Genomic DNA, 23,122 nt, shown 5'->3' on the forward strand with positions numbered 1-23,122 from the left:
TCATCTCACACGCTGACCGCGCTCACCGCCCGCCCGTCCGCGCCGAAGATGCGCAGGTAGCGTTCGATCTCCGCCGGGTCGCCCGTCGCCTTGGCGGGATTGTCGGACAACTTCACCGCGGGGCGGCCGTTCGCCCGCGTCACCTTGGCGACCAGCGAGATCGGCTCCAGCCCGGCGGCGCCATCGGGGTCGCAGCCGCGGAAGTCGTTGGTGAGGTTGGTTCCCCAGCCAAAGCTCATCCGCACCCGTCCGTGGAAGTGGCGATAGACGCGCTCGATGCTTTCCACGTCCATGCCGTCGGAAAAGATCAGCAGCTTGGTGCGCGGGTCCTGCCCCTTCGCCTGCCACCAGGCGATGATCCGCTCGCCCGCCTCGATCGGCGGCGCGCTGTCGGGACGAAAGCCGGTCCAGCCCGCCACCCAAGGCGGCGCATCGCGCAGGAACGCCTCCGTGCCGAACGCGTCGGGCAGCACCACCAGCAAATTGCCGTCGTAATGCGCCTGCCATTCCTCCAGCACGCGATAGGGGGCCGCCGCGACGCCGGCATCGTCGTCGGCCAGCGCGGCGAGCACCATCGGCAGCTCGTGCGCGTTGGTGCCGATCGCCTCCAGGTCGTTGTCCATCGCCAACAGCACGTTGGACGATCCGATGAAGCGCTGCCCCAGCCCCTCCTTCAACGCCTCGACGCACCAGCGCTGCCACAGGAAACCGTGCCGCCGCCGCGTGCCGAAGTCGGAGATGACGAGGTCGGGCAGGTCGCGCAGCCGCTCCACCTTGTCCCACAATTTCGCCTTGGCCCGCGCATACAGCACGTCGAGCGCGAACCGGTCCTTGCCCTTCAGCGCGGCGCGGGCGCGCAATTCGTTGACGATGGCCAGCGCCGGGATTTCCCACATCGTGGTGTGCGTCCACGGCCCCTCGAACGTCAGCTCGAACTGGCCGTCGACCTTGCCGAGGTGGTAGGGCGGCAACCGGAAATCGGCGAGCCAGGCGATGAAATCGGCCGAGAACATCCGCTGCCGGCCGTAGAAGCTGTTGCCCGCCAGCCAGATCAGCTCCTTCTTGGCAAACCGCACCTCGCGCGCATGGTCGAGCTGCGCGCGCAATTCGCCCTCGTCGATCACCTCGGCCAGCCGTACGGAGGTGGTGCGGTTGATGAGGCGGAAGGTCGCCTCCACATCGCCATGCAGGTGCCGGATCATCTGCAACATCAGCAATTTGTAGAAATCGGTATCGAGCAGGCTGCGCACGATCGGGTCGAGCCGCCAGTGATGGTCCCAGGTGCGCGTGGCGATATCGGTGACGGCCATGGCGGCGGGCGTACAGCGAAGCCATGGGCTTTCCAACCGTCCCCGACCGGCCTAATCGTGAAGCCACGGATCGGGAGAGCGGGATTGGCGAAGGGCGAACGACGGGAACCCTCGCATACGCTGATCGCCCGCGACCTCGGCATCGCCATCGTCACCGGCCAGCATCCGCCCGGCAGCGTCATCCCCGGCGAACTCGATATCGCGGCGGCGCGCGGCGTGTCGCGCAGCGTGGTGCGCGAGGGCCTGCGCATGCTGTCGGCCAAGGGCCTCGTCGAAAGCCGCCCGAAATCGGGCACGCGGGTGCGCGAACGCGCGCAATGGAACCTGCTCGATCCCGATCTGCTCGCCTGGATGTTCGAAGGGGAGCCGCCCGCCACCTTCGTGCGCAGCCTGTTCCAGCTGCGGATGATCGTCGAACCCGCCGCCGCGGAGATGGCGGCGCTGCTGCGCACCGACGATCAGCTGGCGCGGATGGATGCGGCGCTGGCCGGCATGGTCCTGCACGGGCTCGACACGCCGGAGGGGCAGGCGGCGGACCAGGCGTTCCACAACACCATCCTGGAGGCGACCGACAACGAACTGCTCGTCAGCCTGTCGGGCAGCATCGGCGCGGCGGTGCGCTGGACGACGATCTTCAAGTTCCGCGACCGCCGCCGCCCGCGCGATTCGATGCCGCAGCACCGCCGCCTCTACGACGCCATCGCGAGCCGCGACGCCCCCACCGCGCGCGACGCGACCATCGTCCTGCTGCAACAGGCGCACGAGGATACCCAGCGACTGTTGCAGGGCTAGGCCCGGGCCGGCCCCTCCGACCTCCGCGTCATCCCGCCCCCGTCAGCCCGACTTCGTCATCCCGACTTCGTTAACCCGATTTCGTCATCCCGACTTCGTCATCCCGCCCCCGTCATCCCGATTTCGGGATCTCGATTTCGTCATCCCGACGAAAGTCGGGACCCATGGACCCGCCCGGCCGGAGCATCCGGCGACACACCCGCCCCACGCCGCCTCGGTCCACGCCGAACGCGTCGAAAGCTTTCCACACACGGAATGCCGTTCGACAGGCGCGGACCAAACGGATCGGTTCCCATCCCCCGGCGCCATCACCGTCGACCGGCAGCCATCGGCCGGCCGCGTCCATGGATCCCGGCCTGCGCCGGGATGACGGAAAAGGGGGCACCGCAGCATGGGACAGGACGACCTCCGCCCAACCCCGTCACCCCGCGCAGACGAGGATCCCCCGCCACCCCGCGCCGGCGGGATCCATGGGCACTGCGCCAAGCGGGTCCGGGCCGCACCGTCAGCCGATATGGATCCCCGCCTGCGCGAGGATGACGGTCGTGGCGGTGTCGCGCCCTCGCCCGCCAGCCCCCGTCAGTGGTTGTCGCGCGGCAGCCCCATGGTCTGGGCGATGCGCTGGTACTTCTCCGCGCCCTCCAGGATCGCGCCGGTGTTCATCTGGCCCACCACGCTGCGCTGGATCTCCTGCCACGGCGTCTGGCTGGCGGGATAGGCATAGCCGCCCGCCGCCTCCAGCGCGGCGCGCCGGTCCATCAGTTCGGCGTCGGGGATCAGCACGTTGGCGGTGCCGGCCTTGAGGTCGATCCGCACGCGGTCGCCCGTCCTGAGCAGCGCGAGCCCGCCCATCGCCGCGGCTTCGGGCGAAGCGTTGAGGATCGACGGCGAACCGCTCGTCCCCGATTGCCGGCCGTCGCCGATGCACGGCAGCGCATGCACGCCCTCGGTGATGAGGTATGCGGGCGGGCGCATGTTCACCACTTCCGCCGCGCCCGGATAGCCGACCGGCCCCGCACCGCGCATGAACAGCAGCGTCTCGGGCGTGATGCCGGTCGCCGGATCGTCGATGCGGTGGTGGTAATCCTCCGGCCCGTCGAACACGACCGCCGGCCCTTCGAAGGCATCGGGATCGTCGGGATTGGAGAGGTAGCGCTGGCGGAACTCGGGCGAGATCACGCTGGTCTTCATCACCGCCGCGTCGAACAGATTGCCCGACAGCACGATGAAGCCGGCATCCTCCACCAGCGGCTGGCCGAACGGGCGGATGACCTTTTCGTCCTCGATGGCGACGCCGCGGCAATTCTCGCCGATCGTCCTGCCGTTGGCGGTCATCGCGCCTTCGTGGATCAGCCCCTCGCCGATCAGTTGGTTGACCACCGCCGGCACGCCGCCCGCGCGATAATAATCCTCGCCCAGATATTCGCCCGCCGGCTGCAGATTGACGAGCAGCGGCACCTTGTGCCCCTCCGTCTCCCAATCCTTGATCGGCAGATCGACGCCGATGTGGCGCGCGATCGCGGCGAGATGGATCGGCGCATTGGTCGATCCGCCGATCGCCGAATTGACGCGGATGGCGTTGTGGAACGCCTCCCTGGTCAGGATGTCAGAGGGCTTGAGGTCCTCGGCCACCATCTCGACGATGCGCTTGCCGGTGATGTAGGCCACCTCCTGCCGGTCGCGGTACGGCGCGGGGATCGCCGCCGATCCGGGCAGCGACATGCCGAGCGCTTCCGCCAGGCTGTTCATCGTCGTCGCGGTGCCCATCGTGTTGCAATAGCCGGTCGACGGCGCCGACGAGGCGACGAGGCGGATGAACTCGGCATCGTCGATCTCGCCCGCGGCGAGCAGCTGCCGCGCCTTCCACACGATCGTGCCTGATCCGGTGCGCTCGCCCTTGTGCCAGCCGTTCAGCATCGGCCCGACCGACAGCGCGATCGCCGGGATATTCACCGTCGCCGCCGCCATCAGCGCCGCCGGCGTCGTCTTGTCGCAGCCGATCGTCAGCACCACGCCGTCGAGCGGATAGCCGTACAGCACCTCGACCAGGCCGAGATAGGCGAGGTTGCGGTCGAGCCCCGCGGTCGGCCGCTTGCCCGTCTCCTGGATCGGATGGACGGGAAATTCCAGCACGATGCCGCCCGCCTCGCGCACGCCCTCGCGCACCCGCTCCGCCAGCACCAGATGGTGGCGGTTGCAGGGCGACAGGTCGCTGCCGGTCTGGGCGATGCCGATGATCGGCTTGCCCGACTGCAACTCGGCCAGGCTCAGGCCGAAGTTGAGGTAGCGCTCCAGATAGAGCGCCGTCATGTCGATGTTCGCCGGGTTGTCGAACCAGGCGCGACTGCGAAGCTTCGGGGCGGGGGTATCGGTGGTCATCTTGGGCTCCGGTCAGCGCGCCACGGACACGCGGTAGATCATGCGATGGTGATAGGGTTTGCCCGGATCGACCCGCGCCGATCCAAAGGCGGGCTGGTTGGGCGTATCGGGAAACTTCTGCGGTTCCAAGGCGATGCCATCGCCCATGCGATAGACGTGGCCCTGCTTGCCGACGAAGGTGCCGTCGAGGAAATTGCCCGAATAGAATTGCACGCCTGGCTCGGTGGTCAGCACCTCCAGCACGCGGCCCGACGCCGGGTCTTCCACCCGCGCCGCCAGCTGCGGCTCGCTGGTCAGCCCCTTGTCGAGCACGAAATTATGGTCGTAGCCGCGGCCGATCACGATCTGCGGATCGCGGCCGTCGCGGATGCCCGCGCCGACGATGCGCCCCTGCGTGAAGTCGAACACGCTGCCCGCCACCGGCTTCAGCTCGCCGGTCGGGATCAGCGCCTTGTCGACCGGGGTGAAGCGCCGCGCCGGAACGGTCATGCGGTGCGCATAGATGCCGCCCTGCGACCCCTCGCCGGCCAGGTCGAACAGCGCATGGTTGGTCAGGTTGATGATCGTCGGCTTGTCGGTGACGGCGCCCATGTCGATGGTCAGCGCGCCCTTGTCGTCCAGGCTGTAGGTGACGGTGGCGTCGACCTTGCCCGGATAGCCCTGGTCGCCATCGGGGCTGGTCAGCGTCATGGTCACGCTCGCCTGCGCGCCCGATTTCACCTCGGTGATCCGCCAGATCGCCTTGTCGAAGCCCTTGGTGCCGCCGTGCAGCGAATTGGTCTTGTCGTTGAGCGGCAGCTGATAGGTCTTGCCGTCGAGCACGAACTTGCCGTCGGCGATGCGGTTGGCATAGCGGCCGACCGTCTGCCCCCAGAAATTGGGATTGGTGACGTAGCTCGCCGCATCGTCATAGCCGAGCGTGATGTCGGCGAGCGTGCCGTTGCGGTCCGGCGCCTCCAGCGATTGCAGCGTCGCGCCCAGCGTCATGATGCGCGCGCGCACGCCGTTCGCGCCGACCAGCGTCACCGCCTCCACCGCCGTGCCGTCGGGCAGGGTGCCGAACGCCGTGCGTTTCGCCGTCGCCGCCTCGGCCTGCGCACCTGCCAGAGCCGTCATCCCGGCACCTACCATCATCACAGCCTTTCCGACCTTCATCGCACCCCTCCCGACGTGTATCCCGCCATTGACCCGGCGTGTGCCGGCTTTATAGTCTGACAAATGGCCGGGGCGCAAGGCGTCTGACAGGTCAAAGGGTGGAGAGGACACAAGGATCATGGCAGGACCGATCGGGACAGGTACGGGGCCGGTGGCCACCGGCGGCGGTGGACAGACCTATGGCAAGGCGCTCGGCCTGCTCGCCAGCCTGTTCTTCATGTGGGGCTTCATCACGGTCCTCAACGACATTCTGATCCCGCACCTGAAGGCGGTATTCGATCTCAACTACACGCAGTCGCTGCTGATCCAGTTCGTCTGGTTCATCGCCTATGGCGTCGCCTCCTTCCCCTCGGCCAAGCTGATCGAGCGCATCGGCTACAAGAAATCGATGGTCGTCGGCCTGCTCATCATGGCGGTCGGCGCGGTCGGCTTCCTTCCCGCGTCGCAATTCGCCTCCTACGGCTTCTTCCTCGCCGCGCTGTTCGTGCTGGCGAGCGGCATCACCTTGCTGCAGGTCGCCGCCAATCCCTACGTCGCGGTGATCGGCCCGCCCGAAACGGCGTCGTTCCGCCTCAATCTCGTGCAGGCGTTCAATTCGCTCGGCACCTTCGTGGCGCCGACCTTCGGCGCGATGCTGATCCTGTCGCGCTCCGCCTCGGGCACCACCGAGGGCGGCAGCGCCGCGCCGCTCTCCGCCGCGCAGCGCCTCGCCGACGCACAGTCGGTGCAGGTCCCCTATCTGCTCATCGCCGGCGTTCTCGTCCTGATCGCGGTGGTCATCGGCCTGTTCAAGCTGCCGCAGCTCGGCGCCTCGACCAGCCGCATCGCCGCCGCGGATCGCGGTCGGCATTCGCTGTGGCGTCACCGCAACCTGGTGTTCGGCGTTCCGGCGATCGGCATCTACGTGCTCGCAGAGATCTGCGTCGGCTCGCTGCTCATCAGCTTCATCCAGCAGCCGCACATCGCCAATCTCAGCGCCACCGAGGCGAGCCACTATCTTACCCTCCTGTGGGGTGGAATGATGGTCGGCCGCTTCGTCGGCGCCGCGATCATGCGCAAGATCGCACCCGAACGGCTGCTCGCCTTCAACGCGCTCGTCGCCTTCGTGCTGGTGATGACCGCGGTGCTCGGTTCGGGTCATCTCGCCATGTGGGCGCTGGTGCTTGTCGGCCTGTTCCATTCGATCATGTTCCCGACGATCTTCACGCTCGGCATCAAGGGGCTGGGGCCTCTCACCGAAGAGGGGTCCGGGCTGCTCATCATGGCGATCGCCGGCGGCGCGCTGGCGACCGTGCAGGCGTGGATCGCCGACCATTACGGTCTCGGCATCTCCTTCCTCCTGCCGGCGGCGTGCGAACTCTACATCCTGTTCTACGCGGTGTGGGGTGCGCGGGTGACCGCCGATCTCGGCGACGAAACCGTCGCATAAGGCCCCGCCCGTGACGCAAGCCCCCTCCCCCGCCGATGGCGCCGTCATCGCCATCGACTGGGGCACCACCAACCGGCGCGCCTGGCGGATCGAGGCGGACGGCACCGCCTCCGCCATGGTCCGCGACGGGTCGGGCGTGCTGGCGATGGCCGCGGATGATTATGCCTCGGCGCTCGCCGGCTTGCGCGACCGGCTGGGCGACCTGCCGGTGATCGCGGCGGGGATGGTCGGCTCGACGCGCGGCTGGCGCGAGGCGCCCTATGTCCCCGCCCCCGCCGATCTGCCCGCGCTCGCCGCCGCCGCGCTCCGCATCGACGATGCACGCGCGACGATCGTGCCCGGCGTCTCGCTGCTCGCCGATACCCGCGCCGACGTGATGCGGGGCGAGGAGATACAGGTGCTCGGCGCGATCGCCGGCGGCCTCGCACCCGCCGACGCCCTGTTCTGCCAGCCCGGCACCCACAACAAATGGATCGCCTGCGCCGATCGCCACGTCGTCGATGTCGCGACGGTGATGACCGGCGAACTCTTCGCGCTGCTGAAGGGGCACGGCATCCTCGCCGGCATGCTCGACGGACCGGTGGCGGACGGTGCCGCGTTCCGCGACGGCCTCGCCCGCGGTGCCGGCGCCAGCGACCTCGGCACCGCGCTGTTCGGGGTGCGCGCCGCCGTGCTCCTCGGCCGCCGCGCGCCGGAAGAGGCCGCCGCTTATGCCAGCGGCGTGCTGATCGGCTCCGACATCGGCGCCCGCGACGTGACCGCCGGCCCGGTCCACCTGCTCGCCGACGGCGCGCTCGCCGATCTCTACCGCACCGGCATCGAATCGCTCGGCGGCGCGACGATCCCGGTCGACGCCACCGCGGCCTTCCTCGCCGGCATCCACGCCCTGCGGCGGCTGCTGTGATCCGGCCCCCCCGCCCTACCGGAGTATCCAGCATGACCGATCCCGCGGCCCGGTTCGCCGAGGCCTTTGCCGCCTGCCCGCTGGTCGCGGTGCTGCGCGGCCTCACCCCTGCCGATGCCGAGGCCGTCGGCGATGCGCTGGTCGAGGCAGGCTTCACACTGCTCGAAGTGCCGCTCAACTCGCCCGATCCGCTGGTCAGCATCGAACGGCTGGCGCGCCGCTATGCCGGCCGCGCCATCGTCGGCGCCGGCACCGTGCTGACCCCGGCGGATGTCGATGCGGTGGCCGACGCTGGCGGCGAACTGATCGTCTCGCCCAACACCGATGCCGCCGTCATCCGCGCCTCCGTCGCGCGCGGCCTCATCTCGCTGCCCGGCTACTACACCCCGAGCGAAGGCTTCGCCGCGCTCGCCGCCGGCGCGCACGGGCTCAAGCTCTTCCCCGCCGAGGGTGCCTCCCCCGCCTTCCTGAAGGCGCAGCGCGCGGTGCTGCCCAAGGCGGTCAAGGTGCTGGCGGTCGGCGGCATCACGCCCGACACCATGCCGCAATGGCATGCCGCCGGCGCCGACGGTTTCGGCCTCGGCTCCAACCTCTACCGCGCCGGCAAGTCCGCCGCCGACGTCGCCCGCGACGCCACAGCCTTCGTCACCGCCGTGAAAGCTCTCGCATGACCCAGCCACGCCTGCTGCAACAGCGCCTGTCCGACGGCACGCGCCGCCTCCTCCTCGCCGAGAGCGAGGCGCACGTCCTCACCGGCCCCGCCACCACCCGCGAACTCGCCGCCGCCGCGATCGCCGAGGGCGTGTCGCTGCTCGACGCCGCCCGCGCGCGCCGTTCGGACAAGACGGTCGACCTGGGCGCCGCGCTGGCGGACGGCACGCTGCTGCCGGCGATCGACCATCCCGACAACGCGCGGCTGATGCTCGCCGGCACCGGCCTCACCCATCTCGGCTCGGCATCCGGCCGCGACGCGATGCACAAGGCCGCCGCGGAGGGCAAGCAGACCGATTCGATGCGCCTCTTCCTCGAAGGCATGGAGGGCGGCCGCCCCGCCGATGGCGCGGTCGGCGCGCAGCCCGAATGGTTCTACAAGGGCGACGGCCAGTCGCTGGTCGCCCCCGAAGCGCCGCTCACCTCCCCCGCCTTCGCGCAGGACGGCGGCGAGGAGCCCGAACTCGCCGGCATCTATCTGATCGGCGACGATGGCACGCCCTTCCGCCTCGGCCTCGCGCTCGCCAATGAATTCAGCGACCACGTCACCGAGCGGCACAATTACCTGTGGCTGGCGCATTCCAAGCTGCGGCAAGCCTCGCTCGGCCCCGAACTGCTGCTCGGCCAGCCGCCCGCCGACATCCGCGGCACCAGCCGCATCGAGCGCGACGGCGCGACGCTGTGGGAAAAGCCGTTCCTGACCGGCGAGGCCAACATGTCGCACAGCCTCGCCAACCTCGAACACCACCATTTCAAATACGCCGCCTTCCGTCGGCCGGGCGATATCCACGTCCACTTCTTCGGCACCGCCACCCTGTCGTGCGCCGATGCCGTCGAGACGCAGGATGGCGACCGCTTCGTGATCGAGGCGGCGCCCTTCACCCTGCCGCTGCGCAACACGCTCGCCACCGCAGCGCCCGCGCCGGTGACGGTGACGGCGCTGTGAGCACGCCTATCCGCCTCGCATTGGTCGGCATGGGCAAGATCGCGCACGATCAGCATGTGCCCGCTATCGCCGGCAATGCCGACATCGCACTCGCCGCCACCGTCAGCCGCAACGGCGAGGGCGTCGAGGGCGTGCCGCATTTCCGCGAGCTCGCCGATCTGATCGCGAGCGGCATTGCGATCGACGCGGTGGCGCTCTGCACCCCGCCGCAGGTCCGCCGGGCCATCGCCGCGCAGGCGATCGCACAGGGCTGGCACGTCTTCCTCGAAAAGCCGCCCGGCGCGACGCTGGCCGAGGTCGCGCAGTTGCAGGCGGCGGCGGCGGCGGCGGGGATCAGCCTCTTCGCCAGCTGGCATTCGCGCTACGCCCCCGGCGTCGAGCCGGCGCGCGCCTTCCTCGCGGACGCGCGCATCACCTCCGTCACCGTATCGTGGCGCGAGGATATCCGCGTCTGGCATCCGGGGCAGGCCTGGATCCTCGATGCCGGCGGCTTCGGCGTGTTCGATCCCGGCATCAACGCGCTGTCGATCGTCACCCGCATCCTGCCGCAGCCGTTCTTCATCACCGACGCCGAGCTCGATTTTCCCGCCAACCGCGACGCGCCGATCGCCGCCCGCCTCGCCTTCACCGACAATGCCGGCACGCCGATCCGCGCCGACTTCGATTTCCTCCAGACCGGCCCGCAAAGCTGGGACATCGTCGTGGAGACGGACCGCGGCACGCTGACGCTGCACGACGGCGGCGCCCGCCTCGTCCTGCCCGACGGCAGCGAGCCGGCGCAGGGCGATGCCCTCCACGGCGAATATGCCGGCCTCTACCGCCGCTTCGCGAAAATTGTCCGCGCCGGCACCAGCGACGTCGACATCGCCCCCCTGCGCCACGTCGCCGACGCCTTCCTCCGCGGCCGGCGGATCACCGTCGACGAATTCATCGAATAGGCACGCGAACCCAAATATCCGTCATCCCGGCGCACGCCGGGACCCATGGAGGCGATAGGCCGATGGGGGCGCGCCACCGTTGATCGCGTATTGTCCATGGGTCCCGCCGTTCGCCGGGATGACGGAGGCAGAGCGCCGCCTGCCCAGCGCGAACAAAAAGCATTTGGCACTGTTGGACGAACCGTGCCACCGCCTCGGCCATGCCGCACGCGCGCCCCTTCGCTGCGCCCTTCCCCATCCCGGTTCGAATATCGCACCCCCCGCATCCAGGCGCGACGTGTCGTCAACTTCGTAAACTTTGGAACGCCCGGTATGGCGCCACCCGCCGGTCAGACCATCTCCGCCGCCGCCTGGATCGCCGCATAGACCGCGTCCAGATCGGCATCGTCGATGCAATAGGGCGGCAGCACGTACACCGTGTTGCCGAGCGGCCGCAGCAGCAGGTCGCGGTCGCGGAAGAACGCCAGCAGCCGCGGCCCCAGCGCCGACAGATAATCCGCCCCCTCAGGCCCCAGGTCGACCGCCGCGATCGTCCCCAGCGTGCGGCCGTTGCGCACCCCGGACAGGCGCGCCAGCCGCGCCGCCTGCCGCGCCCCCAGATCGGCGACCCGCGCCAGCACCGGCTCCTCTTCCCAGATCGCGATGTTCGCCACCGCCGCCGCGCAGGCGATCGGGTTGGCGGTGTAGCTGGACGAATGGAAGAACATCCGCGCACGATCCTCGCTCAGGTGCGCGGCATAGATCGGCTCGCTCGCCATCGTCACCGCCAGCGGCACCGCGCCGCCGGTCAGCCCCTTGGACAGGCACAGGATATCCGGCACCACGCCGGCCTGCTCGCACGCCAGCAGCGTGCCGGTGCGTCCCCAGCCCGTCATCACCTCGTCGGCGATGAAGAGCACGCCCGCTCGCGCGCAGATCGCCCGCATCTCGGCCAGCACCCACGCCGGATAGGTCAGCATCCCCCCCGCCCCGACGATCAGCGGCTCGACGATCAGCGCCGCCGGTGCCGCACGGCACGCCGCCTCCAGCGCATCCAGCGTCGCCTGCTCCGCACCGGCCATCGGAAAGGGGATGGTCGCGACGTCGAACAGCAAGGGCGCATAGGCCTGGTTGAACACGCCGCGCGCGCCGACCGACATCGCGCCGATCGTGTCGCCGTGATAGCCATGCTCCAGCACCAGCAGCCGGTGCCGCGGTTCGCCGCGGTTGAGCCAGTAGCCGAGCGCCATCTTCAGCGCGACCTCGACCGCCGTGGACCCCGAATCGGAAAAGAACACCCGCGTCAGGCTGTCCGGCATCAGCCGCAGCAGCCCGGCGGCGACCGCCTCGGCCGGCTCATGGCTCCATCCGGCGAAGATGATCTGGTCCATGCTGCCCGCCGCCGCCGCGATCGCCGCCATGATCCGCGGATTGCGGTGGCCGTGCGTCGTCACCCACCAGCTGGAGATCGCATCGACGATGCGCCGCCCGTCGCGGGTGTGGAGCGCCGCGCCCTCCGTCCGCACCACGGTCGGGATCGGCTCGCCCAGGCCGTGCTGGGTGAAGGGGTGCCAGATCGGCGAACTCATGCGAAATCCTCCGTGCGGAAACCGGCGGCGAATGCCGCGGCGAGGGCACCGGCGTCGAGCGACGCGACCCGGTCCAGCCGCCCCAGCCGCCGCACGCCGCCGATCCGCGCGATCGTCGCCTCGCTGTCCTCCTGGCCCGCGCCGTTGAAGGCGATGCCCAGGATGGGCACGCCCCGCGCCCGCAGCGCCTCGATGGAGAGCAGGCTGTGATTGATCGTCCCCAGCGCCGTCCGCGCGACCAGCACCACCGGCGCGCCCCAGCGCGCGAACAGGTCGGCATAGAGCAGGTCGTCCGACAGCGGCACCAGCACGCCGCCCGCGCCCTCCACCACCAATGGGCCATCCACGGTCGGCAACGCCAGCTGGACGGGATCGATCGTCACCCCGTCGATCGCCGCGGCGCGGTGCGGCGAACAGGGCGTCGTCAGCCGATACGCCTCGGGCAGGACCGTGGACACGCCCAGCCGACGCACCGCATCACCGTCGCCGCCCTCGTCCAGCCCGGCCTGCACCGGCTTCCAATAGGTCGCGCCCAATGCCGCGGCCAAGGCGGCGGCGAACACCGTCTTGCCGACATCGGTGTCGGTTCCCGTCACCACGATCGTCCGCATCATGCCAGCACCGTTCCCAATCCAGCGATTCCCGCGTCATCGACGTTGAGCGTGATCGACACGCGCAGCCGCGCCGTGCCCGCCGGCACCGTTGGCGGCCGGATCGCGCGCACGTCATATCCCGCGGCCTGGCAGCGCGCGGCGAGCGCCACCGCCGCCCCGTCCGCGCCGACGATCACCGGCAGGATCTGCGATCCCGTCGCGAGGCCGAGCGCCGCTTCCGCCGCCGCGACCAGCGCCCACAGCCGCGCCTGCCGCTCCGGTTCGTCGACCAGACAGCGCAACGCCTCGCGCGTCGCCGCCGCGACCAGCGGCGACGGCGCGGTCGAAAAGACGAAGCCGCGCGCCCGGTTGACCATCATGTCGCGCAGCACCCGCGGCAGGCAGAGCAGCCCCCCTTGCGTCCCCAGCGCCTTGCCGCACGTGTGCAGCGTCACCACGGACTCGCTGTCGTGAAGCCCCTCCGCCAGCCCGCGCCCGGCGGTGCCGAACACCCCGGTCGCATGCGCCTCGTCGATCAGCAGCATGCCCTCGTGCCGGGCCGCCAGCGCAGCGAGGTCGGCGAGCGGCGCACGGTCGCCGTCCATGCCGTACAGGCTCTCGACGGCGATCCACGGCGTGCCGGTGCCGCCCTCGCCGCGCCACCGCCGGATCGCATCCTCGAACGCATTCACATCGTTATGCGCCGCCGCCACCCGCGGCGCGCGGCCCAGCCGCATGCCGTCATGCGCGCTGGCATGGACCAGCGCATCGTGGATCACCAGATCGCCCGGCTGCGGCAGCGTGGCGAAGGCGGCCATGTTGGCGGCATAGCCGGATGCGAAATACAGCGCCGCCTCGCTGCCGAAATGCGCGGCGGCCTCCGCCTCCAGCGCCTCATGCTCGGGATCGTTGCCGCGCAGCAGCCGCGATCCGCCCGATCCGATGCCGACGCCGCGGTCGAGCGCGCCCGCCACCGCATCGCGCAACCGTGCGGAGGCCCCCAGCCCCAGATAATCGTTGGACGCGAAATCGGCGCCCCGGCGGGGCACCAGTCGCCGCAGCCGGTCGGCGGCGTCGAGGCGGGCAAGGTCGTCGCGGTAGAATTGCAGCATCGCCTGCCCTGTAGCGCCCCTGCGGCGGCGCGTCATGGGCGGCGGCTATGCCTCGTGGCGACGACCGCACTGGCGTTCCACCGCCACGATCCGATACGGGGCGGCGGCAAGACAGGGAGTGCGATACGATGCGAAGGGTGATGCTGGCGGCGCTGTTGGCGGCGGCGCTTCCGACGACGACAGCGGCAACGGCAGGCGCGGCGACACAGCGCACGCCCGCCACGGCCGCGGCCCCGCGGACCATCCTGTTCATCGGCAACAGCTTCACCCAGGGCGCGCATTCCGCGGTGCGCAACTGGCATGCCGAAAGCGTCACCGACCTCACCGGCGCCGGCTATGGCGGCGTACCGGCGCTGTTCAAGGCGTTCACCGAACAGGCGGGGCTGCGCTATGCGGTCAGCCTCGAAACGCAGGGCGGCCAGAGCCTCGCCTTCCATTACGAACAGCGCCGCCACCTGATCGACCGGCCTTGGGACGTGGTCGTGCTGCAGGAATACAGCACGCTCGATCGCGAGCGGCCGGGTGACGCGACGCGCTACATCCGCGCCTCCGGCCAGCTCGCCTCGCTGTTCCGCGCGCGCAACCACGCCGTCCGCGTCGAACTGATGGCGACATGGAGCCGCGCGGACCAGACCTATCTGCCCGGCGGCCACTGGCACGGGCGGCCGATCGCCGCGATGGCCGACGATCTGCGCAGCGCCGCCGATCGCGCGCGCCGCACCAACCGCGCCGTCGCGGGCGTCATCCCGGTCGGCCAGGCGTGGAACCGGGCCTTCGCCGCGGGCGTCGCCGATCCCGATCCCTATGACGGCATCACCTTCGGCCAGGCGAACCTGTGGTCCTACGACCAGTATCACGCCAGCACCGCGGGCTATTATCTCGAGGCGCTGACCGTTTTCGGCGCGATCACCGGCGTCGACCCGCGCAGCCTCGGCCGCGGCGAACGCGCCGCCGACGAACTCGGCCTGTCGCCCGATCTCGCGGTATCGCTCCAGGCGGTGGCCCATGCCGAACTCGCCCAGCGCTGACGTTCGGCTACAGCGCGGCGAAGCGGCCCTTCGCCACCGCAGGGCCGGCGCGCGGCGGCCCCAGCCGGCCGTCACGCCCGACCGGCAGCACCGCCATCGCCGGGCTGCGCTCGTTGCCGACCAGCATATCGCCATGGTCCGGACGCAGCAGGAAAAATCGCGGCCAGTCGCCCCCGCAGGCCGCCTCCTGCACCAGCACCGGCCGGCGCGGATCGGCAAGGTCGAATGCGGCAATGGTATCGGGACCGCGATTGGACACGTAGAGCATCCGCCCCGGCGCATCGACCGCGATATGCCCGGCATACACCTTGGCAGGTCGTGCCAGCGTCGGTCGGCTGTCGATCGCGGTGAACATCCCGTCCGTGCCGATCGCCAGCGTCGTCACCCGGTTGGCCAGCTCGCAGGCGAGATAGGCGAGCGGCAGCGTCGGATGCCAGGCGATATGCCGCGGCCCCGATCCCGGCGGCGCGGCATAGGCGATGCGGGTGTCGACGATCCGCCCACGCTCCACGCGATGCGCGAACACCGCATCCGCCCCCAGGTCCACCGCGTACAGCCAGCGCCCATCGCGGCCGAAGCCCACCCAATGCGCATGCGGTCCCGCCTGCCGTTCCGCGTCGGGGCCGCGCCCTTCGTGCCGCACGACCTGCGCCGGACCGGCTACGCCGCGCGCGAGCCGGTGCAGCGACACGCTGCCCGCGCCGTAATCCGCCACCGCCGCCAGCCGGCGCGCCGGATCGATCGCCAGATGCACCGGTTCGCGACCGCCGGTCGCCACGATCGCGCCGAGCGCCCGCCACTCGCGATCATAGCCGCCGAGCCAGCCGCCGTCGCTTCGGCGGAAGAGCGCGAGCCGGCCCGCCTCGTGATCCACCGTCCACTCCAGCCCGATGCCGATCGCGAGCGGCCGTACCCGGTCGTCCGTGCCCAGTGCAAAGGCGCCGCCGTCGGACGATGCCGCCACGCCGTCGCGCTGCGGCAGGCGCGCCGAGGCCGGCACCGCCGCTCCTGCGGCGATGCCGGCGATCAGCTGGCGCCGGTCGATCCGATCAAAAGGCGTAGCGAGCCCCCAGGATGAACTGCCGCCCGCTGTGCGTCAGCACGTTCAGGCGGTTGGTGGCGTCGACATATTGATCGTTGAACTGGTCGGTCAGGTTGATCATCTCGAGGCTCAGTTTCAGCGCGTCGGTGATGTTGTAGCTCACCTGCGCATCGACGTTGGTGGTTTCGTTGGTGCCATTGTAGCTGTTCCCTTCGGTGCCGGGAACGGCCGTCAGATATTTCGACCGATAGGCGAGCGAACCGCGGATCGAGAAGCGCTTGGTTTCATAGTAAAGCGTCGCATTGGCGGCATTTTTCGACAGGCCGACCAGCGGCTGCGTCACCGTCGCCGAACTGGTGGCGGACAGCAGGTATTTGATGTTCGATTCGACCCGGGTGTAGTTCAGCAGCACGCCGAAATCGCGCAGGAAGCCGTTGAGGAAGGTGAAGGGCTGCTGCACGTTCACTTCGAATCCGCGCAGCTTGCCGCCGCTCGAATTGACCGGCTGGGTCACGGTGAACACGTCGCTCGGCGACGCCGCGCTGCCGGCGAGCAGCGAGGCGGGCAGGCCGAGGTCGGCGAACGGCACGTTGACGCTCAGCGTCTGGACGAAGGTGCCGATATCCTTCTGGAATGCCGACACCGCATAGACCGCGCCCTTGGTCAGATACCATTCCAGGCTGGCGTCGATATTGTTCGATTCGGTCGGCTTGAGATCGGGATTGCCCGAGCTGAAGCCGCGGTTGCCGCCCGAGATGTTGAGGTTGCCGCCCGGCGTCAGCGACGCGATGCCGGCCCGCGCCAGCGTCTTGGCGGCGCCAAGGCGGACGAGCAGCGTGTCGGTCAGATCGTAGACGAGGTTCACCGATGGCAGCCAGCGGTTGTAGCTCCGCGTCGCGGCGATCAGGCTCACCGATGTGCCGACGCCGGTATAGCCCGTCGACAGCTGGTTGGTGTGGACGTAGCGCACGCCCGCATCGCCGCGCAGCCGGATGCCGGCGTCCGCCAGGTTGAACTCGGTCATGCCCCACACGCCGGTGTCGCGCTCGCGCACCGTGATGTACGATCCACGCGCCGTCGCATTGTCGAGCCGCCCGACGGCGTAGAGCGGATTGGTGTAGATGCCGTAGAGTTCGGCGAACTTGTCGATATCCGGCACCACCCAGGCGGTCGGCGTGCCGTTGGGCAGGTCGATACCGCGGCCGAAGCCCGAATACAGCGTCGTCGCTGCCGCCAACTGCGCCGGGGTCAGCGTCTGCACCACCGTCTCGCCGGCGTTGCGGCGCCCTTCGGTGGACGAATAGTCGAACTGGCGCCAGTCGAGCCCCGCCTTCAGCTTGATGAGCGGGCTCGCCGTCCACTCGAGATAGCCCTTGGCGGTCTTGAAGCTGTTGTCGACGGTCTGCGGGCGTACGCGGACTTCGGAATTGCCGTTGGTGAAGGTGAAGTTGCCGGCATTGGTGACGTCGAACCCGGGCCGGATCAGCGGGAAGCGCGTCGAGAAATCGTAGACGAAAGTGTTCGAATTGACCGCGTCGATGGTCACCGTCGTCTGCGTCGGGTTGGTGAACTCCGACTTGGCGTAGCCGACCTCGCCGACGAACTTCAGCGCATCGCCGAACTTCTGTTCGAGGTTGGCGGTGCCTTGGTAGAAATCGGTACGCAGGATGTCGTAGCGGCTTTGCGAGCGTACATCGACGTTGTCGAAGGTGCCGCTGATGATGTTGCGGTTCGAATCCACCGTGCCCGAGCGGATGATCGTCTGCGGCTTGCCCGTGCCCGACCGGCTGAAGCTGATCGCCTGGATCTGCCGCTCGGCACGGGTGCCGTCGAGCCGCGAATAGAGGCCGTCGATCGACAGCAATGTCGCGGGCGTCGGCTGGAACTGAACGGACGCCGCCGCACCCAGCCGCTTCTGGTCGATCGCATAGCTGACGAGGCCGGGGATGCGCGGGTGGAACAGCGCCTGACCGGCATAATCGATCTGGTTCGCCGCGGCGCCGTAGTTGATCTGGCCGATCGTATAGCCGGCGAGCGTCGATGCCGGATTGAAGCCGCCGTTGAACCCGCCATAGGTCCAGCGGGTGATGTTGGCACCCTCTTCGCGCAGCTTGCGCTCCTCATAGGCGACCGACAGCAGCACGCCGAAGCGGCCATCGGCGCTGGTCGCCGTGACGAGGCCGGACAGCCGTGGCGTCGCCTTGCGGGCGAGGTCGTTGTAGCTCGCCTGCGCCGAGATCACCGCCGTCGGCTTCTTGTAGTCGAACGGCCGCGCGGTCTGGAGGTCGACCGTCGCGCCGAGCGAGCCTTCCTCGACGTCCGCGGTTGCCGTCTTGCGGACGGCGAGGCTGTTGAAGAGGTCGGAGGAGAAGATGTTGAAATCGAAGCCGCGGCCGCGGTTGACGCCGCCCGAATTGTCGGTGCCGCCGGTGGTGCCGATCGCCTCCATGCCGTTGATGCGGACGCGGGTATAATCGGGGCCGAGACCGCGGACCGAGATGTTGCGGCCTTCGCCGTTCACCCGGCTGATCGCGACGCCGGGGATGCGTTGCAGCGATTCGGCGAGGTTGAGGTCGGGGAATTCGGCGATGTCCTCCGCCTTGATGACGTCGACGGTCGCGGTCTGGTTGCGCTTGATGTTGATCGCGCTCGACAGGCTCTCGCGGAAACCGGTGACGACGATGTCCTGCGCGCCGCCCTCGTCCAGCGCCGGTGCATCGGCGACCGAGGCTTCGGGCGCGACCGCGGGCGAGGCGGGCGGGCTGGCGGTGTCCTGCTGGTTACCGGCTGCGCGGTTCGCCTTTTCGACGTTGGTCTCGGGCGCCTGCTGCGCAGCGGCGGGCAGCGCCGCCAGTCCGATCGCCGCGGTGGTCAGTCCCAGCGCGATTCGCAGTCCACGGATGCCGGACATGGCCATCATCGATCCCCTCGTCATGTGCGCCCGACCTGCCGTAACCGGTGTCGGTTCTGTCCTATCGGGGTAGCGCCGTGGCCGATGGCAAGGCCAACCTCAATCCGGCATGGATCGTTGCGCGACGTGCATGGGTAGCCCGACCCTCTCCCTCATCCAGCCATGAAGGGACTGGATCATCCCGCTTTTCGACTTGGACCGCCCGCCCGCCCGCCGCTAGCGTCCCGGCTTCGAACCCGCATGAGACGGGTCCCGTGCAAGGAGAGCGCCCGATGACCGCCGCCGCCGTCAAGGCCACCGCTGCCCCCGCCGCAGGCGCGCGCCCGACGCGGGTGCGACACCGGATCATCGCACTGATCTTCCTTATCACCGCGATCAACTATGCCGATCGCGCCACCTTCTCGATCGCCGGCACGCAGGCGTCGGGCGAACTCGGCCTGACGCCGGTGCAGACCGGCTACATCCTCTCCGCCTTCGCCTGGGCCTATGTGCTGGCGCAGATCCCCGGCGGCGCGCTGCTCGACCGGTTCGGCACCAAGCGCATCTATGCGGGCGCGATCGCGCTCTGGTCGCTGATGACCGCGGCGCAGGGGTTCGTCGGCCTGTTTCCGATCGCCTCGGCGGTCGCGACGCTGTTCGTGCTGCGCTTTCTCGTCGGGCTCGCCGAAGCGCCCTCCTTCCCCGGCAACGCCCGCCTCGTCGCCGCCTGGTTTCCCGGGCCGGAGCGCGGCACCGCCTCGGCGATCTTCAACAGCGCGCAATATTTCTCGCTGGTCGCCTTTGCGCCGCTGATGGGCTGGCTCGCGCACAGCTTCGGCTGGCGATCGGTGTTCTGGGCGATGGGGCTGCTCGGCATTGTCGCGACGCTCGCCTTCCTGCGCTTCATCCACAGTCCTGTGCGTCACCCGGCGATCAACCGCGCCGAACTCGACCATATCGAGGCGGGCGGCGGCCTCGTCCGCATGGAAGAGGCCAAGGCAGGGCCGCACACCTTCAAGCTCGCCAATGTGCGGCGGCTGCTCGCCAGCCGGATGATGATCGGCATCTATCTCGGCCAATATTGCATCAACGTGCTGACCTATTTCTTCGTCACCTGGTTCCCGATCTACCTGGTGAAGGAACGCGGCCTCAACATCATGGAGGCAGGCTTCGCCGCCGCCGCGCCGGCGCTGTGCGGCTTCGTCGGCGGCCTGGCCGGCGGTTTCGCCTCCGATGCGATCCTGAAGCGGACCGGCAACCTCGACCTCGCCCGCAAGGGGCCGCTGGTCGCGGGCATGCTGCTCGCGACGCTCATCATCGCCTGCGTCTGGGTAGAGGCGGAATGGCTGGTCATCGTGCTGATGGCGGTCGCCTTCTTCGGCAAGGGCATCGCCTCGCTCGGCTGGGCGGTGATGGCGGACGTCGCGCCCAAGCAGCTTGCCGGCCTGTCGGGCGGCGTGTTCAACATGTTCGGCAATATCGCCGGCATCGTGACGCCGATCGTCGTCGGCTATATCGTCGGCGCGACCGGATCGTTCGACTGGGCGCTGGTGTTCGTCGGCGCGCATTGCCTGCTGACCATCTTCGCCTTCCTGGTCGTCGTCGGGCCGATCCGCCGGCTGGAGCTTGCCGCATGACGATCGACCGCCGCCAGCTGCTCGTCGCCGGAGCCGCAGGCGCGCTGCTGCCCGCCGCCGCCCGGCCGCGCCCCGCCACGCTGCGCCTTGCGACGCCGATGGCGCCACCGCACTGGGCGGTGCTGCAACGCCGGCTGCTCGCCGCCAACGCCGCGGCCTGCGAGGCGTTCTTCGCCAAATATGTCGGCCCCGGCGACGCCTTGCAGGTGTTCGAGCGCTGGGGCGCCAACGATGGCCCCGATGACGCGGCGGAGGCGACCAACGACTGGGTCACCCTGCACGCATTGGGCGCACCCGATCGGCTGCTGACGCTGGCCCAGCGCTTCTGGGAGGGGCACCTCCGGCAATATACCGTCGCGCGCACCGTCGAGGTGCCGATCGCCCGCCAGGGCATGTATTACCGCGAATTCCCGGTGCAGATGGACTGGCAGCACAATAGCGAGGGCCTCACCACCTTCAACGTGATGGGGATGAGCGCGCCGCGCGATACCCGGCTGATCGACCGCACCCGCCGCTACGCCGATTTCTACACCGGCCGCGATCCCACGGTCGCCAATTACGATGCCCAGGCGCGGGTCATCCGCAGCGTCCTCAACGGCAGCCGCGGACCGATGCTGCGCCGGGCCACGCCGCTCGACTGGGCCGGCGACCCGTTCGACACCAGCGCCTTTCACATGGAGCATGGCGAGCAGAATTACGCGCAGACGCTCGCCCATTACGCCGAATATGGCGACGTTGCCGGGGACAATCCGCTCAACCTGCAGGCCACGACCCTTGGCCTCAACGCCTATGCGCTAGGCGCGGGCGAGCGGTATCGCGGCTGGGCGCTGTCCTACCTCGACGCCTGGATGGATCGCGCCCGCGCCAACGGCGACATTGTGCCGAGCTTCGCCGGGCTCGACGGCAAGGTCGGCAAGGACTGGTGGCGCGGCGTCTATGGCTGGGGCTTCTCGCCACAGGTGCCGCAAACCGGCAAGCGCGAGAACCGCAACCGCGTGCCCCGGTCGATCACCGCCTTCTACAACGGCCTGCTGCTGACCGGCGACCGCGAATACCTCCACCTCTGGCGTCGCCAGAATGCCCGCATCAACGCGGCGGCGAAGCGGATCGATGGCGTCCTGTCCGCGCCGACGATGTACGGTGCCGACGGCTGGTACGGGTGGAAGCCCGGCCCCTTTCGGCAGAGCGGGTTCGAGATCTGGTATGCGACGCAGGACTCCGCCGATCTCGCCGCGGCGGGCGAGCATCCGTGGATCGACTTCCTCCACGGCCGCAACCCCGGCTATCCCGAGCAGGCGCTCGCCGCCGACCTCGACCGCGTCGCCGCGCGGATCAAGGTGCGGGAGGAAGATCGCACGACGCGCATGCAGCGCCTCGCCGACTGGACGATCGACATCAACCCGGCGAGCGCGACCGCGCTCATCCAGACGATGACCGGCGGGCTGCATATCGCCCGCCCGCCCTGGTCGCCGACCAGCCCGCCGCAGGGCGGCGTGCCGCTGCATTGCCGCTTGCGCTATTTCGACGCCGATCGCCGCCGCGCCGGCGTGCCGGAGGATGTCGCCGCGCTGGTCCATGCGCTGGGCGACCGCTCGACCGAGGTGACGCTGGTCAACACCGGCGCCACCGCGCGGACATTGGTGATCCAGGGCGGCACCTATGCCGAGCACCGCATCGACACGGCCACGCTAGACGGCGCGACGCAGACGATCGGCGGCCGCGACCTGACCGTCCGTCTGGAGCCCGGCTGCGGCGCCCGGCTGACGCTGGCAATGACGCGCTACGCCAACCGGCCGACGCTCAGCTTCCCCTGGGATCGGTAGGTCCGGCCCTCAATGCTCGTGCGCGGTCGCGCGGATCGCCTCGAGCACGTCGTCGGACCGCGCCGGATCGCCGATCGCCAGCACGTGGCCGGCGCTCGCCGCGGTCAGCGGGTCGCCGTTCCAGTCGCACATCCGCCCGCCCGCGCCCTCGACCACCGGCACCAGCGCGGCGAAGTCGTACAGCTGCAACCCCGATTCCGCGACGATGTCGAGGTGGCCGCTCGCCAGCAGGCCGTAATTGTAGCAGTCGCCGCCATAGACCGGCCCCTGTCGCGGATGGCCGCCGGATGCCGCCGCGACCAGCGCCATGTAATGCGGCACGTCGCCTTCCGCGAACAGATGCGGACTGGTGGTCGCAAGGATCGCGCCCTCCAGCTGCGGGCAGGCGCGCGTCCGGGCAGGCTTGCCGTTGAAGGTCGTCGGCCGTCCGGCGACGCCGACCCAGCGTTCGCGCTGCACCGGCTGGTCGATGATGCCGAGCAGCGGCCAGCCGTCCTCGACCAGCGCGATCAGCGTGCCGAAGATCGCTCGGCCGACGGTGAAGCTGCGGGTGCCGTCGATCGGATCCAGGACCCACTGGCGGCCGGTCACCCCCGTTTTGGTGCCATATTCCTCGCCGATCACCCCGTCGCCCGGCGCCTCGGCATCGAGCAGCCGGCGCATCGCCGCCTCCGCCTCGCGATCCGCCTTGGTGACGGGGGAATGGTCGTCCTTCAGCTCGACGCCGTGCTGGCCGCGGAAATAGGGACGGATGGCGGCGCCGGCCGCATCGGCGAGGCGGCTGGCGAGCTGGATGTCGGCGGGGGTGATCGGCATGTGCCGATGCCCTATCGCGCGCAGGGCAGCCGCGCTAGAGTGAGCGCGT

At 69.7% G+C, this 23,122-nt stretch carries 18 protein-coding genes; 9 read left to right on the top strand and 9 right to left on the bottom strand.

All coding sequences use genetic code 11. From position 1 onward, the window contains the following. Positions 1 to 5: 5 nt before the first annotated feature. On the bottom strand, positions 6 to 1,310 hold the full coding sequence (gene pncB / locus AC4GY7_RS14590; RefSeq protein ID WP_491115420.1) for a nicotinate phosphoribosyltransferase: 1,305 nt from the start codon (positions 1,308 to 1,310) through the stop codon (positions 6 to 8). An 84-nt stretch (positions 1,311 to 1,394) separates the two neighbouring features. Between pncB and AC4GY7_RS14595 the strand changes: the two genes are divergently transcribed. Beyond that, entirely contained in the window at positions 1,395 to 2,102 is a 708-nt protein-coding gene (locus AC4GY7_RS14595; RefSeq protein WP_443585251.1) for a FadR/GntR family transcriptional regulator, read from the top strand. Positions 2,103 to 2,681: 579 nt separating this feature from the next. On the opposite strand, the gene AC4GY7_RS14600 is transcribed toward AC4GY7_RS14595, so the two are convergent. Together AC4GY7_RS14600 and AC4GY7_RS14605 are read right to left on the bottom strand one after the other, a co-directional pair. Next, complete coding sequence (locus tag AC4GY7_RS14600) at positions 2,682 to 4,481, bottom strand: IlvD/Edd family dehydratase (RefSeq protein ID WP_491115422.1); 1,800 nt, start codon at positions 4,479 to 4,481, stop codon at positions 2,682 to 2,684. 12 nt (positions 4,482 to 4,493) lie between these two features. Further along, on the bottom strand, positions 4,494 to 5,597 hold the full coding sequence (locus AC4GY7_RS14605; protein WP_491115424.1) for an aldose epimerase family protein: 1,104 nt from the start codon (positions 5,595 to 5,597) through the stop codon (positions 4,494 to 4,496). Between the two features lie 157 nt (positions 5,598 to 5,754). On the opposite strand from AC4GY7_RS14605, the gene AC4GY7_RS14610 reads away from it, so the two are divergent. The 5 genes from AC4GY7_RS14610 to AC4GY7_RS14630 are packed head-to-tail and all read left to right on the top strand — an operon-like array spanning position 5,755 to position 10,564. Then, entirely contained in the window at positions 5,755 to 7,065 is a 1,311-nt protein-coding gene (locus tag AC4GY7_RS14610; RefSeq protein ID WP_491115426.1) for a sugar MFS transporter, read from the top strand. Positions 7,066 to 7,075: 10 nt separating this feature from the next. Further along, on the top strand, positions 7,076 to 7,969 hold the full coding sequence (locus AC4GY7_RS14615; protein WP_491115428.1) for a 2-dehydro-3-deoxygalactonokinase: 894 nt from the start codon (positions 7,076 to 7,078) through the stop codon (positions 7,967 to 7,969). Positions 7,970 to 8,001: 32 nt separating this feature from the next. Further along, positions 8,002 to 8,640 (top strand): 2-dehydro-3-deoxy-6-phosphogalactonate aldolase, encoded by a 639-nt coding sequence (locus AC4GY7_RS14620; RefSeq protein ID WP_491115430.1) that lies wholly within the window; start codon positions 8,002 to 8,004, stop codon positions 8,638 to 8,640. Beyond that, positions 8,637 to 9,626 carry an AraD1 family protein gene (gene araD1 / locus AC4GY7_RS14625; RefSeq protein ID WP_491115432.1) on the top strand — a complete coding sequence of 330 codons (990 nt, stop codon included), beginning with the start codon at positions 8,637 to 8,639 and terminating at the stop codon, positions 9,624 to 9,626. The genes AC4GY7_RS14620 and araD1 overlap by 4 nt, the downstream gene beginning before the upstream one ends. Beyond that, entirely contained in the window at positions 9,623 to 10,564 is a 942-nt protein-coding gene (locus AC4GY7_RS14630; protein WP_491115434.1) for a Gfo/Idh/MocA family protein, read from the top strand. Before araD1 ends, AC4GY7_RS14630 begins: the two co-directional genes overlap by 4 nt. Before the next feature lie 329 nt (positions 10,565 to 10,893). Here AC4GY7_RS14630 and AC4GY7_RS14635 read toward each other — a convergent pair whose 3' ends face one another. From AC4GY7_RS14635 to AC4GY7_RS14645, 3 genes are read right to left on the bottom strand one after another with little or no spacing between them, the layout of a single operon-like run. Next, entirely contained in the window at positions 10,894 to 12,132 is a 1,239-nt protein-coding gene (locus AC4GY7_RS14635; protein WP_491115436.1) for an adenosylmethionine--8-amino-7-oxononanoate transaminase, read from the bottom strand. Next, the gene (gene bioD / locus AC4GY7_RS14640; RefSeq protein WP_491115438.1) at positions 12,129 to 12,746 is read right to left on the bottom strand and encodes a dethiobiotin synthase; all 618 of its coding nucleotides are present in this window, start codon (positions 12,744 to 12,746) and stop codon (positions 12,129 to 12,131) included. Before bioD ends, AC4GY7_RS14635 begins: the two co-directional genes overlap by 4 nt. Continuing rightward, the gene (locus tag AC4GY7_RS14645) at positions 12,743 to 13,837 is read right to left on the bottom strand and encodes an 8-amino-7-oxononanoate synthase (protein ID WP_491115734.1); all 1,095 of its coding nucleotides are present in this window, start codon (positions 13,835 to 13,837) and stop codon (positions 12,743 to 12,745) included. The genes bioD and AC4GY7_RS14645 overlap by 4 nt, the downstream gene beginning before the upstream one ends. 128 nt (positions 13,838 to 13,965) lie before the next feature. On the opposite strand from AC4GY7_RS14645, the gene AC4GY7_RS14650 reads away from it, so the two are divergent. Continuing rightward, positions 13,966 to 14,865: an SGNH/GDSL hydrolase family protein gene (locus tag AC4GY7_RS14650; protein ID WP_491115440.1), complete on the top strand. Its 900-nt coding sequence runs from the start codon at positions 13,966 to 13,968 to the stop codon at positions 14,863 to 14,865. A gap of 7 nt (positions 14,866 to 14,872) precedes the next feature. Here AC4GY7_RS14650 and AC4GY7_RS14655 read toward each other — a convergent pair whose 3' ends face one another. Both AC4GY7_RS14655 and AC4GY7_RS14660 read right to left on the bottom strand, forming a co-directional pair. Continuing rightward, positions 14,873 to 15,865 (bottom strand): lactonase family protein, encoded by a 993-nt coding sequence (locus AC4GY7_RS14655; protein ID WP_491115442.1) that lies wholly within the window; start codon positions 15,863 to 15,865, stop codon positions 14,873 to 14,875. Between the two features lie 49 nt (positions 15,866 to 15,914). After that, the gene (locus AC4GY7_RS14660; protein ID WP_491115444.1) at positions 15,915 to 18,827 is read right to left on the bottom strand and encodes a TonB-dependent receptor; all 2,913 of its coding nucleotides are present in this window, start codon (positions 18,825 to 18,827) and stop codon (positions 15,915 to 15,917) included. 263 nt (positions 18,828 to 19,090) lie between these two features. On the opposite strand from AC4GY7_RS14660, the gene AC4GY7_RS14665 reads away from it, so the two are divergent. Next, a complete protein-coding gene (locus tag AC4GY7_RS14665; RefSeq protein WP_491115446.1) occupies positions 19,091 to 20,434 on the top strand; it encodes an MFS transporter in 1,344 nt (447 codons plus the stop codon). Continuing rightward, entirely contained in the window at positions 20,431 to 22,257 is a 1,827-nt protein-coding gene (locus tag AC4GY7_RS14670) for a DUF8034 domain-containing protein (RefSeq protein WP_491115448.1), read from the top strand. The genes AC4GY7_RS14665 and AC4GY7_RS14670 overlap by 4 nt, the downstream gene beginning before the upstream one ends. A gap of 9 nt (positions 22,258 to 22,266) precedes the next feature. Here AC4GY7_RS14670 and AC4GY7_RS14675 read toward each other — a convergent pair whose 3' ends face one another. Further along, positions 22,267 to 23,073 (bottom strand): inositol monophosphatase family protein, encoded by an 807-nt coding sequence (locus tag AC4GY7_RS14675; protein ID WP_491115450.1) that lies wholly within the window; start codon positions 23,071 to 23,073, stop codon positions 22,267 to 22,269. Between the last annotated feature and the right edge of the window lie 49 nt (positions 23,074 to 23,122).

It is taken from the genome of Sphingomonas sp. SP5 (genome assembly GCF_058313455.1).